At 72.8% G+C, this 12,948-nt stretch carries 8 protein-coding genes; 3 read left to right on the top strand and 5 right to left on the bottom strand.

All coding sequences use genetic code 11. The features are described 5' to 3' along the window. Positions 1-24: 24 nt before the first annotated feature. The 4 genes from VA596_RS09790 to VA596_RS09775 all read right to left on the bottom strand — a co-directional run bounded on the left by VA596_RS09790 (position 25) and on the right by VA596_RS09775 (position 7,123). Positions 25-1,617, bottom strand: coding sequence for a protein kinase family protein (locus tag VA596_RS09790; RefSeq protein WP_410171857.1), 1,593 nt, complete (start codon positions 1,615-1,617; stop codon positions 25-27). A gap of 79 nt (positions 1,618-1,696) precedes the next feature. Further along, positions 1,697-3,568, bottom strand: coding sequence for a murein biosynthesis integral membrane protein MurJ (murJ, locus tag VA596_RS09785; RefSeq protein WP_323325758.1), 1,872 nt, complete (start codon positions 3,566-3,568; stop codon positions 1,697-1,699). An 862-nt stretch (positions 3,569-4,430) separates the two neighbouring features. After that, on the bottom strand, positions 4,431-6,584 hold the full coding sequence (locus VA596_RS09780) for a DUF6049 family protein (RefSeq protein WP_323325236.1): 2,154 nt from the start codon (positions 6,582-6,584) through the stop codon (positions 4,431-4,433). Beyond that, complete coding sequence (locus VA596_RS09775) at positions 6,581-7,123, bottom strand: NUDIX hydrolase (RefSeq protein ID WP_323325234.1); 543 nt, start codon at positions 7,121-7,123, stop codon at positions 6,581-6,583. Before VA596_RS09775 ends, VA596_RS09780 begins: the two co-directional genes overlap by 4 nt. A gap of 99 nt (positions 7,124-7,222) precedes the next feature. On the opposite strand from VA596_RS09775, the gene VA596_RS09770 reads away from it, so the two are divergent. From VA596_RS09770 to VA596_RS09760, 3 genes are all read left to right on the top strand, one after another. Continuing rightward, the gene (locus VA596_RS09770) at positions 7,223-8,665 is read left to right on the top strand and encodes a CCA tRNA nucleotidyltransferase (protein WP_323325232.1); all 1,443 of its coding nucleotides are present in this window, start codon (positions 7,223-7,225) and stop codon (positions 8,663-8,665) included. Between the two features lie 163 nt (positions 8,666-8,828). Continuing rightward, positions 8,829-10,166 carry a sensor histidine kinase gene (locus VA596_RS09765; RefSeq protein WP_323325230.1) on the top strand — a complete coding sequence of 446 codons (1,338 nt, stop codon included), beginning with the start codon at positions 8,829-8,831 and terminating at the stop codon, positions 10,164-10,166. Positions 10,167-10,178: 12 nt separating this feature from the next. Further along, entirely contained in the window at positions 10,179-11,030 is an 852-nt protein-coding gene (locus VA596_RS09760) for a class I SAM-dependent methyltransferase (RefSeq protein WP_323325228.1), read from the top strand. Here the strand turns inward: VA596_RS09760 and VA596_RS09755 are convergent. Beyond that, positions 11,017-12,924, bottom strand: coding sequence for a TNT domain-containing protein (locus VA596_RS09755; RefSeq protein WP_323325226.1), 1,908 nt, complete (start codon positions 12,922-12,924; stop codon positions 11,017-11,019). The two genes, VA596_RS09760 and VA596_RS09755, sit on opposite strands and share 14 nt — an antisense overlap. Positions 12,925-12,948 lie beyond the last annotated feature (24 nt).

Here is a 12,948-nt window from a genome sequence, read left to right as displayed (position 1 = left end):
AGCCTACTGACCCTGTCGGGTGCGTCACCCCGCAGGCAGGAAGGTCAGGTCGGCTATTTCGGTCTGGAACTGGCTGTCGGCGCCACCCAGCTGAGTGATCCAGACGATGAAGTACTCACCTTGGGTGGGCTGGGCCAGCGGGATCGTCGTCTCGCCGTCCTTCAGGTCGCCGTTGCCGACCACCTTCGTGTCGGCCAGGTCGGGGTTCTTCTCGGTCGCCGACCGGATCTCGACCTTGGTGCCCGGGGTGCCGCCGTCGATCTTCACCTGGCTGAGGTTGATCGGGTCCTTGAAGGTGACGACCAGGCCGACACCCGGCTTGATGGCGGGGAACTGCTGCTTGTACTGCTCGGTCCGCCACTGGGTCTCGGGCTTGCCGTCGATCGCGTACTTCGCCCGCGCGGCGTTGTCGCCCTTGCCCTCGGGGTTGTAGACGGCCGCGGTCTGCGGCTTCACCGGGGCGCCGACGGCCGGGGACGGCGGCGGGGCGGGCTGCTGGCTCGACGCGGGCGGCTGCCCGGCCGGCTGGCTCGACGCCGGCGGCGCCGCGACGTTGATCGTCGGCCCGCTCACCTTCGAATCACCCTGGAAGACGTTGATCAGCATCAGCCCCGCCCAGGCGAGGATGACGACCGTGGCGACCACCAGCACGGTGACGCCGAGCGCGAGCTTGCGCCGCCGGGCGACGTCCTTGACCGGCTTCTTCGTGGTCCAGACGGTGCCCTCGGACTCGGCCGGGTCCCCGCCGACGGCCTTGATCAGCTGGGTGCGCTCTTCCTCCTCGGCCACCTGGTCGAGCATCCGGAGGATGGCCGCGCTGGTGCGGATGCCGCCGTTGCCGCCGTCCTCGATCGTGCGGACGGCCAGTGACGACAGGTCGGCGGGCACGGTCGGGACGAGCTGGCGCGGCGGGACGATCCGGCCCTGCGGCGTGGTCGGCGCCGGCGGGATGGCCGGCGGGCCGCCGGGCAGCGCCCAGCGTCCGGTCAGCAGCAGGTAGAGCACCGCGCCGAGCGCCTTGACGTCGTCGCGCAGCGTCGCCTCCGGCAGCGGGCCGGGGAACGCGAGCTTCAGCGCGCCGCTCGGCGTCAGCCGGAGCCGCTGCGGGTGGTCGAGGCCGAGGACGAGGCCGTTCTGGTGGGCCTGCTCGACCGCTTCGGCCAGCGCCTGCACCATGCGGGCGGCCGCGCCGGGCGCCACCGGCCGCTGCGCGACCAGGTCGACCAGGTCGCTGCCCTTGGTCCACTCCGCGACGACGACACCGAGCAGGCCTTCGCTCGAGGTGATGCCGCTGCCGAGGGCGAGCACGTCGAGCACGCGGGCGACCCCGCCGTGGCCGAACTTGGACGCGTGCGTCGCCCGTTCGAGGGTGCGCCGCGCGAGCCGCGCGGCTTCCGGGTCGGCCGGGTCGCCGACCAGCAGGGTCAGTGCGACGTCCCGCTTCAGCTGGCCGTCCCGCGCGCGCCACAGGTGCGCGTCACCCCGCTCGTCCACGCCGAACTGTGCGAGGAGGCGGTAGCGGCCGTCGCCGACCACACGTCCGGGGGCGAGCGATCCGACCTGGGCCTTGCCCACGTGGTTCGCACCCCCTGCCTGTTCGCTGCGCCTCGTATCCACCCGCACTCTCCCGTTAGCTCCCCGCGTCGAGGGTACCCAGAATACGACGCGGGAGTCGTCGTCATCCGTACCGGAATCGTTACCCCCGCTTGATCAACCGGGTGAACCTGCTCGTGGCCGGTTGCAGCTCCTCCACCTTGAGCGCCATCAGCACGCCGAACGAGACGACGATGCCCACCGTGCTCTGCAGCAGAAGCTTCACCCAGGCACCGAAAGTGGGCCCGAACGAGTCGGGGACGACCTTGCCGACGACCCACGCCGCGGCCACCCCGAGCCCGCTGGCGACCACCGTGAACAGGATCACGCCGATCACCCGCTTGCTCCGCAGGTTGCCCAGGGTCACCCAGAGCCACACCTGGCCGAGGATCGCGCCGACGACGAACGTCAGCGCGTTGACCATCATCACGCCGAGCACGACGTTGTCCGGCGACAGCAGCACCGGGCACAGGTACAGCAGCGGCACCTTGACCAGCGTCATCACGATCATGATCAGCGTCGGCGTCCGGGCGTCCTTCATGGCGTAGAACACGCGCATCTGGAGCATGACCAGCGCGTACGGCAGCAGCGCGAACGCCGAGATGGCCAGCGCGTCGCCGAGCCGCTCGGCCGTCTCCACCGTGCCCTTGCCGAAGGTGAACAGCGCGATGCCGATCGAGCCGCCGACCACGGTCATCACCGCGGAGATCGGCACCAGCATCACCGTCGAGATCCGCGACGCGTAGGAGAGGTCGCCGATGAGCTTCTTGTGGTCGCCGTCGGCGGCCGCGCGGCTCATCCGCGGCATGATCGCCGTCAGCAGCGAAACGCCGATGACGCCGTACGGCAGCTGGAAGAGCAGCCAGGCGTTGCTGTATGCCGTCACACCGCCGGGGGAACCGCTGGTCAGGACGCGGGTGTTGATCGTGTAGCCGATCTGGCTGACCGCGACGTAGCCGAGGATCCAGAGCGCGAGGCCGCCGAACTCCTTCATCTGCTTGTCGATGCCCCAGCGCCACTTGAACCGGAAGCCCGACCGCAGCAGCGGCGGGACCAGCAGGATCGCCTGCGCGACGATGCCGCCGGTGACGCCGATGCCCAGCGTCAGCACCTTCGGGTCGGTGATCGACGGGTGCGCGGTGTCGATGTCCCCCGGCATGATCCAGACGACCAGGATCGTGAAGATGACCACCAGGTTGTTGATCACCGGGGCCCAGGCCGTCGGCCCGAAGATCTGCTTGGCGTTCAGCACCGCCGAGAGCAGCGCGAACACGCCGTAGAAGAAGATCTCCGGCAGCAGCAGGTAGGCGAACGCCGTGGTCAGCCCGGAGCTGGCCTTGCCGGAGCCGTCGACGTACAGGCTGGTGAACGCCGGCGCCGCGAACACCGCGATCACCGTGCCGAACAGCAGGAGCGTGAACGCGACCGTGATGAGCCGCTGGGTGTAGGCCGCGCCGCCGTCGGGCTCGTCCTGCGAGCGCACCAGCAGCGGCACGACCACGCTGGCGAGCACACCACCCATCAGCAGCTCGAAGATGATGTTGGGCATCGTGTTGGCGACGTTGAACGAGTCGTTCGCGATGCCCTGGCCGATCGCGCCGACCAGCAGCAGCTTCCACAGGAAGCCGGTGATCCGGCTGATCAGCGACGCGATGGCCATCCGGCCGGACGCCTTCGCGAGCGACGGCGCCTTCGCCGGGGCCGCGGCCTCCGTGCCGGGCTCGGCCGGCTTGACCAGCGGCTTGCCGATCGCCGGCATGACCTGCGTCGCCAGTGCGTCGTACGGCCGCATGACGTCGGGGTCGGCGACCGGCCAGCGGGAAGCCATCGGGACGCCGGCGGTGCGCGGGATGAACCGCGTCGCCTCCGGGTCGGCGGGCCGCTGGGCCTCCTCCTGCCACGGCCGGACCGGCGCCGGGCGGCGCGGTCCGCGGCCGCGTGGTGGCACCGGGATGCCCGGGGGCGGTGTCCCCATGGCCGGGTTGCCCACGGCCGGGGTGCCCGGTGGCGGCGTCACGGGCGGGGCGACCGGCGGGATCACCGGCGGCGCGGGCTGCGGCAGCCGCCCCTGGTGCGAAGGCGGGCCCTGCGGTGGCGGCGGGCCCGGCGGGTTCTGCGGTGGCGGCGGCACGGGGGGCACCGGCTGGACGCGCGTGGGTGCCGGGCCGGCCGCGCCGCGTGGTGGCTGCCCGCCACGCGGCGGCTGGGGCGGTGGCCCCTGCGGTGGCGGGCCCTGCGGCGGCGGGACGCGCCGGGGCGGCCGGTCCTCGCGCAGCGCGCGGTCCGGGTGGTCGTCGGGGCGCTGGTCGCGGACCGGACGCTCGTCGTGCACCGGCCAGTCGTCCCGGGGGCGCTCGCGGACCGGGCGGTCGTCCTGGACCGGCTGCTTGGCCCGGGGCGGGCGGCCGTCGCGCGGTTCCTCCCGGGGAGGACGACCGTCGCGCGGTTCCTCCCGGGGCGGGCGGCCGTCGCGGACCGGACGCTCGTCGCGCGGCGGGCGGCCCTCGCGGACCGGCTGGTCCTCGCGGGGCATCTGGCGGGTGTGGCCGTTGCGCGGCGGCTGGCGGCGGCCGCGCTCCGGCGGTGGCGGAGGCGGCTGCTGCTTCGGCGGGGGCTGGCGGCGGACCGGCTGCGACGCTCGGGGCGGTCCGTCACCCCGTTGCGGGGGCGGAGCGCCTTCGCGCCGAGGACGCTTCGCACGCTCGGGTGGTAAGCCCGGCTCTCTCTCCAACGCGTGCCCAATCCTCAGTGCTCGGTCCCGGTGCCGCGGCTCGGCGCCGCGCACGTGCGGACCCAGGGTAATCGGGAACCGCCCGGAACACTCAAAGGCCAGAGGATCAGTCCACCAGGTCGCGTCCGGCCTTCGCGTCCTTGACTCGCCGGTAGATGCGCCGGGAAGCCAGCAGAAGCAGGGCCGCACCTGCGGCGACGGTCGCGATGATGGTGATCGCGCCGTACTCCGTCGAGGTCAGTTCGAACCGCGCGGATGACCCGAGCGGGGTATCCGTCGAGGTGCGCAACGACACATCGACGCTGAACCGGCCGGCCCGCAGCGCCTCGACGGGGAGGAAGTAGTTCTTGCCGCCGCCGGCCGGGAAGAACCAGGCCTTCGCGTCGTCGGAGCGCAGGCCGGTGTTGTTGGTCAGGACGAACCGGGCGTTGATCCCGACCGGCAGGTCGTTGCTGACGTACACCGGCAGCGGCGAGTTGCCCGACGCCAGCGCGATCGTCTGCTTGGGCTGCGAGACGGACACCTGCTCGCTGATCGCCGACAGGTCGGCGCGCGCGTTCGCGGTCGCCGCGTCGGCGGGCAGGCCCCGCCACGCGGTGGACGCGCCCCGCAGCTCGGCCAGCCGGACCGGCGCGACGACGTCGTCCGGTTTCACCCGTTTGGTGGGATCCAGCTGCATCGCCGTGGCCAGGCCGGTGGTCTTGTCGTCGAGGTTCGCCAGCATCGAGACGAGGGCGGGATCGGCGGCCGCGGCCGGGTCCTGGCCGCCGTCGCCGACCGGGCCGGAGCCCGCCGGTTCGGCGGACAGCAGCGTCGGGAGCGAGGTCGCCGTGACGAGCCCGGCGTCGAGGTAGTTGCCGACCTGCAGCAGGTACGCGGTGAGCTCGGCGGCCGGGGCGTCCCAGCGGCGCGGGGGCGCGACCAGCAGGTGGTCCGGCCGCTGCTGCCCGGCGGGCAGGCCGAGGCCGGCGCGGAAGGCGAGCGCGCCGAGGCCGTTCTGGCTCGCGACGGCCGCCTCGGTGGTGGCCGGCACGGTGACCGAGTCCGGCACGGTCGGCACGCCCGACATGGCCGAGGCGATGAGCGAGTCGGTCGGCTGCGCGCGGACGGCGCTGCCCTGCACGGTGACCCCGCCGCCGGTCGCGGCGGGCGCGAGCTTGCCCGCGTCGGTGACGACGGTCCGGATCCCGGCCTGCGACAGCGCGGCGAGCACGGACTCGTTCGGCGTGCCGTCCGGCCAGAGCACCCCGGACTGCGGGGTGACGCCGGTGAGGTCCTGGATCGTGGCCGCGCCGGTGGCCGCCTTGGTGACCAGGGCGGAGTCGCCGGGGCGGATCTGCGAGACGGTGTTCAGGTCGGCGTCGGAGAAGGGCAGCGCCACGACGCACCGGTTGGCGACCAGCGAGCGGAGGGTGGCCAGCCACGTCTGCGCGGTCCCGGCGCCCTTGCCGTCGATGTTCCCGCCGTCGGTGTGCACCTGGTAGCCGCGGCTCATCGCGTCGACGGTGGCCAGCAGGTCCGGGTCGAGCGCGAAACACATCGACCGGGCCAGGTTCGCGTCACCCTGCACGGCCGTGTGCGCGGCCGTGACCAGCGCGTTCAGTCGGCCGTCCGGCCCGATCTCGTCGGCGAGGCGGTCGTCGGCCAGCACGGTCCGGCCGCCGAGCGGAGCCGCGTAGACGTGCGGGACGCTGCTGGTCAGCGGCCAGAGCAGGGTCATGCTCGGCGCGCCGGACGGGCGGGTGGCCTGCTTGCCGGGGCCGGTCAGCACCGGCATCAGCATGCTGACCGCACCCAGCCGGGCCGGGCCGCCGAACTCGGGCGTGCCGTTGACGTTCACCAGCAGCGGGTAGACGCCGGGACGACTGAACAGGGCCGCGCGCGGGCCGGTCAGCGTCACCGAGATGTTCAGCGGCGCGCTCTGCCCGGGCTCCAGCACGTCGGCGACGGAGGTGAAGTCCGTCAGCGGGCTGTCCTTGATGACGGCGCCGGACAGGACCTCGCCGATCCCGCGTTCGGTCGTCTGCCGCTCGCCCACCTGCAGCCGCACCTGCGGCCGGGTGACCTTGCGGTCCCCGGTGTTGGTGACGGTGCCGGCGACGGTCAGCGTCGTCGTCGAACCGGTGATCACGCGCGGGTTGAGCGCGGTGAGCTCGACGCGTAGTCGGGCGCCCTCTTCCGCGTGGGCCACCGTGGCGCCGGCCAGGGCGGGGACGGCCAGGAAGAGGACGGAAAGGAAGGCTGCGGCGAACCGCTTCACTCGGGGGCTCCCTCAGGGGCGTGCTCGTCTCGTCCGTGGACGTCCGGGCGCGCCAAAAGTTCCTTGGCTTTCCGGACGAGCTTCCGCTCGTCGGAATAAGCGAGTTTGGTCTCCAGCTCGGCCAGCGGGACCCAGGCCACCTCGGTGACCTCGACGTCTTCGTCGGACAGCTCACCGCCGAGGCCTTCGAGCAGGAAGTGGTGCACGGTCTTGTGGATCCGCCGCTTCTCGGCCACGAACCAGTAGTCGATGGTCCCCAGTGGCCGCAGGACACGCGCGGAGATGCCGGTTTCTTCCTTCACCTCGCGCACGGCCGTCTGTTCCACCGTTTCACCGTCCTCGATGTGGCCCTTGGGCAGCGACCACAGCAGTCTGCCGTGCCGGTCGAGCCGGCCGATCAGCACCGCCTGTTCGCGCGCCGCGTCCAGCACGAGGCCACCGGCCGACGTCTCGTCGACCGTGGTCAGCCGCCTGCCGCGCTGACGCCTCCGCCGCCTCCGCGGCTTCGAGGCGCCGGGGCGGCCGGCTGATCCAGACATGCTGCGATGCTAGAGCAAACGGTTGCCCCGGTAGGCTGGCTCTCCGTGTCCTGTCCGGTGGTGCCTGTAGTAATCGCACCCGAACGTAGTGGGTTTTCCGTGAACGACGTGGTCGCCAAGCAGAACGCGGTGGTGGAGCAGATGCAGGTCTCTCCCCTGGCGGAAGAGCTGGCGGAAAGGTTCGCCAGGGCGGGTCACCGCCTGTACCTTGTCGGCGGCAGCGTGCGTGACGCGCTGCTCGGCCGGCGCTCCGGCGATCTCGACTTCACCACGGACGCGCGGCCGGACCGGGTGCTGAAGATCGTCAGCGAGTGGGGCGACGCGGTCTGGGACGTCGGGATCGCCTTCGGCACGGTCGGCGTGACGAAGAAGGGCATGCAGCTCGAGATCACGACGTTCCGCGCCGACACCTACGACCGCGTCGGCCGCAACCCCGAGGTCACCTTCGGCGACACCATCGAGGGTGACCTGCTGCGCCGCGACTTCACGGTCAACGCGATGGCCATCGAGCTCGCGTCCAAGACGTTCATCGACCCGCACGACGGGCTGCACGCGCTGGCCGAGCGGGTGCTCGACACCCCGGCGACGCCGCAGGAGTCCTTCGCCGACGACCCGCTGCGGATGCTGCGGGCCGCGCGCTTCGCCGCCCAGCTGGGCTTCACCGCCGCGCCGCGGGTGGTCGACGCGATGACGTCGATGGCCGAGGAGATCGACCGGATCACCGCCGAGCGGGTGCAGGCCGAGCTGTCCAAGCTGCTGCTGGCCGCCGATCCGCGCCCGGGCCTGGAGCTGCTGGTCGACACCGGGCTGGCCGACCGCGTGCTGCCCGAGGTCTCCGGGATGCGGCTGGCGATCGACGAGCACCACCAGCACAAGGACGTCTACCAGCACTCGCTGACCGTGCTGGCCCAGGCGATCGACCTGGAGACCTCGCACGAGCCGACGTCGGAGCCCGACCTGATCCTGCGGCTGGCGGCGCTGCTGCACGACGTCGGGAAGCCGGCGACGCGGGAGTTCCAGGCCGGCGGCGGCGTGAGCTTCCACCACCACGAGGTGGTCGGGGCGCGGATGGCCCGCAAACGTTTGCGGGCGCTGAAGTTCTCCAAGGAGATCATCGACGACGTCTCCCAGCTCGTGTTCCTCCACCTGCGGTTCCACGGCTACGGCAAGGGCGAGTGGACGGATTCGGCGGTCCGCCGGTACGTCACCGACGCCGGCCCGCTGTTGAGCCGGCTGCACAAGCTCGTCCGCGCCGACTGCACCACGCGCAACCGCAAGAAGGCGGCCGCGCTGCAGGCGACCTACGACGACCTCGAGGCCCGGATCACCGCGCTCAAGGCCAAGGAGGACCTCGACCGCGTGCGGCCGGACCTCAACGGCGAGGAGATCATGGAGCTGCTCGGCCTCAAGCCGGGCCCGGACGTCGGCAAGGCGTGGAAGTTCCTCAAGGAGCTGCGCCTGGACCGCGGGCCGCTGGACCACGACGACGCCGTGGCGGAGTTGAAGAAGTGGGCGCAGGCGGAGGGAATCGGAAACTCCTGACGGTGCCATCCGGGGCTTCGCCCCGCGCCGGGGGCTCCGCCACCCGGAGCCCCCGGAAAGCTGACCATTTCCGTGAAATCCGTGGAACGCTGGACCTCGCCGCCACGGATTGGGGATACTCCGGACCTCGGCTCACCGATGTGACCAGGGAGTTGTCTGCGCGATGTCCACCGAAGCGCCCGACTCGCCGAAAGTGGTGGGCGGGGGCAGCTTCTTCGTGGCGTTGCTGCGCCAGGGCGCGCCCGCGATCGCGACGGCGACCAGCGAGCTGCCGGACGAGGTCGGCGACCCGACCCCGATCCACGCGCTGAAGCGGATCTCGAAGATGGCCGGGCCGATCGACCCGGCCCAGCGCGACGGCCTGCTGCTGCGCGCCACCCGGTACGTCGTGCTCATCCCGCTCGCCTACCGGCTGCTCGCCGTGCCGGGCCAGTTCGCCTTCCACGTCTTCGAGCACGGGACGACCGGGTTGCTGCCGGTCGGCCTGTTCACCCTGCTCTCGGTCGTGCTGAACGTCATCGGCTTCCGCTGGATGTTCCGCTCGGCGCCGTTCCGTGGTCGCGACGCCGGGAAGCTGCTGGCCGTCGACCTCGCCTTCACCGTGCTCTCGCCGCTGGTCCTGGCGCTGACCGTGCCGCAGGAGGCGTACTTCGACGCGCTCGCGGTCAGCAGCGTCCACCTGTTCGGCGAGGCCGGGCTGCTCACGCTGGCCCTCGGCGTCCCGGCCGGGCTGGTCTTCGCGCTGGTCAGCTTCCCGCTGCGGATGCTGGCGAACTGGCTGAACACCGGCCAGTTCCACGTCGGCGCCGCGTTCTCGACGTACTCCGCGCTGCTCGCGCTGATGTTCCTGGCGACCGCCGCGCTGGTGCTGACCGGCCTCGGCACGCGGCTCGCGCTGGCCTACGGCACCCGCAACGGCCGGCTCGCCGAGCGCGCCCAGCAGCACCGGATGCTGCACGACACCGTGCTCCAGACCCTCGAGGCGATGGCGCTGGCCGGCACCACGAACCCCGAAGAGCGGCTGGTCGAGATCCAGCGGCTGGCTCGGGCGCAGGCGATGGAGATCCGGCACACCATCGAGTCGGCGGCCTCCGAACGCGCCGAGGCCGGGGCCCGGCCGCTGGGCGAGAAGCTCGCCGCGCTCGCCGCCGAGATGGCGCGCGACGGGCTGCGCGCCCAGCTCGTTGTGGCCGAGCTGGACGACGACACGCTGTCCGAGGTCCGCCAGATCGCCATCCGCGACGCCGTCCGCGAGGCCCTGCGGAACACGATGAAGCACTCCGGCACCGACCGGGTCGTCGTGCGCGTCGAGGAGCGGGACGGCGGGATCGCGGTCATCACCCGCGACCACGGCACCGGCTTCAGCGCGGCCGACCGCCCGGCCGGGTTCGGCATCAGCGAGTCCATCACCGCGCGCCTGGCCGAGGTCGGCGGGACGTCGCTGGTGGAGTCGGACCTCCCCGGCGGGGGCACCCGGGTGACGTTGTGGGTCCCGTTCTGATATCTCCTGTGCATGACCTCGATCGAGCTGCTCGCCGACGCCCTCGCCGCCCACCGCGCCGGTGACCGCGACCGGGCCACCGAACTCGCCGGGCAAGCCGGCCGCGACGGTTCCATCCTGGCCGACGAGCTGCGGACCTACCTGGCTTCGGACGGCTCGGCGCCGGTGTACGACCAGCCCAGCGCGTTCACGGCGTTCATCCGCGGTGGGGGCAACGTCGGCCTCTACCGGGCGCTGAGCGCCGAGCTCGCCGCCCGCTACGACGCCGCGAAGCCGGAGTCGCTGCTCGACCTCGGCTGCGGTGACGGCCTGGCCGTCGTGCCCGCGCTCGAGCAGGCCGCGCACCTGCCCAGCCGGATCGACCTCGTCGAGCCGTCGGCCGCGCTGCTCGAGGGCGTCCACGAACGGGTGCCGTCGGCGCAGTGCTGGCAGTCGACCGCGCAGGAGTTCCTGGCCCGCGACGACCTCGGCTGGGACTTCGTCCAGTCGACGTTCGCGTTGCAGTCGATCGAGCCGGAGCAGCGCGCGGAGGTGCTTCGCACGCTTCAGCAGCGCACCGGGACGCTGGTGCTCGCCGAGTTCGACGTCCCGGAATTCACCGAAGGTTCGCCGGAGCACCTTCGCTCGCTGGTCGAGCGCTACGAGCGCGGTGTCGCCGAGTACGGCGAAGACGCGTCGTTGGTCGCGCAGGGGTTCCTGCTGCCGGTGCTGCTTGGCCTCGTCGCCGGGCAGGAGCGGACGAACTGGGAGCACCCGGCCGCCGTCTGGGCCGAGCAGCTGACGACGGCGGGCTTCACCGACGTCGGCGTCGAACCGCTCGCCGACTACTGGTGGTCGCCCGCCGTCCTGATCACTGCCTGCTGAGCGAGCCCGTCTCGAGGTGCTGGGCGAGCGGCCGCGGCAGCAGGTACGCGATCGCGCCGCCCGGCATCCCGCCCCACGGCGCGGTGACGCCGGTCAGCACCCGGATGGCGCGCTGCACCCGGTACAGCCGCCGCTCTCGCTCGCGCTCGAACGCCAGCGACGTCTCGACGAACCGCGTCGGCTCGGCGTGCACCAGGTTGCCGGTCTCGTTGCCGAACCGGACGACCGTCGTCCCCGGCGGCAGCACGATCACGCGCTTGCCGCGGTAGAAGTTCAACGGCGGCTCGCCGCGCATCGGCAGGATCGGCCAGTCGGCGGGCTGGTCGGACTCCTCCGCCGGGCGCGCCGGCTGCATCAGCAGCACGCCGAGCAGGAAGCGGGCCGCGTCACCGAGCGAGCCGAACGCCACCGGCTCGTCGGCGGGCGGCCGGGAGACCTCCCAGCCGTTCTCGGCTCGGCGCAGCGTCCAGACGCCCTCGGCGGGGACCTCGGTCGCGCCGATCCGGTAGGCCGCGGCGGGCACCCCGTGCTCGGCGAGCCGGTGCTGGAGCAGCTCCAGCGTCTCCGCGCCCTTGAGGTTCCGCACCTGCTCGCCCTGGGCCACGCGGCTGAGCGCGCGGTCGTCGGGCAGGTCGGCGGCCGTCTGCGGCGGCCGCGGGTGGCCGGCGACCTCCGCCTCCGCCGTCGCCCGGACGAGCTCCCCGACGAACGGCGGCCGGAAGCCCGCCGCGCGCGCGTGCTCGACCAGCTCCGGCTCCGGCGGCACCCCGTACTTGCGCAGGTAGTGCGGCACGGCGGCGGGCCAGATCCAGGTGCCGTCGGTGTGGAACGCGTTCGGCACGTCCGGCGGCGAGCCGGGCTTGCCGAAGATGTCCGGCAGCGGCGCGGGCCGCCGGACCGCGACCGGCGCCCGGAACAGGTAGTCGAGCACCCCGCGGACCTGGTCCGGCGGCACCGGCGGACGGTTGACGACCGGACGCTCGCCCTCGGCGTGCGAGTCGGCGGCCCGGGCCACGCGGAAGGTCAGGTCCAGCGGCAGCCCGGCGCGGGCGGTGAGCCACGCCGGCAGGTGCTTCGCCGAGCGCGGGAACGTCCCCAGCTCCAGTTCGTAGGCCGCGGTCGACGGCCGGCCGCCGTCGTTCGGCGGGACCCGCCAGTCCGGCTCGCGGTCGGCGTCGAAGTCGAAGTCGAACTGCGAGGCCGAGTCCAGCGTGAACGTGCCCTGGAACCACGTCCCGGACTCGGGCTGGTACATCGCCGAGCGCAGCTGCGCGAAGAGCCCGCCGAGGCGCGGCACCGCGGGCAGCGACACCGAAACCGGGCCGTCCTCGTCGCCGACCGCGCGCAGCTCGATCTCGGAGTAGTCGCCGACCTGCCGGAACTGCGCGCCGACGCGGGCCCAGCCGCCCGGCACCGTGTGCAGCAGCGTCCGCCCGATGGCCCGCAGCAGCGCGTTCTGGTCGCCGGTGCCCGGCTTCGGGCGCGCGTCGGGCGACTCGGTGAAGTCCTGCCGTGCCTGCCAGATCGCCTTGACCTGCTTCGCCGGCACGGTCGCCGAGAAGTCGGTCAGGCCCAGCTGCGCCGCGCGGGCGGCGTCGTCCCGGACCCAGCGCAGGGTCAGCTCGGGTCGCTCGCCCGGAGCGACCTCGAAGACCTCGTCGTCGTAGTCGCAGTAGGTGCGCAGCGTGAACGTCGACGAGACCTCGCTCGCCGGCACCACCCGCGCCGGACGCCCGTCGTGCTCCTTGTCGAAGCCGTCCGGCGGCTCCTCCTCCGGAAGCACGGACAGCAGCACCGTGCCGTCCGTCGTGGAGCGCTGCGCGCGGAAGGTCCCCTCACCCCACGCCGCGTACAGGCCGTCCGGGCGTTCGGCCACCTCAACCCGGTAACGCACGTTTTGTCCTCCCCTGACCCCAGT

The organism is Amycolatopsis heterodermiae (assembly GCF_034929455.1).
Lineage (GTDB): Bacteria > Actinomycetota > Actinomycetes > Mycobacteriales > Pseudonocardiaceae > Amycolatopsis > Amycolatopsis heterodermiae.
This window is presented reverse-complemented; position numbering and strand designations above follow the sequence as displayed.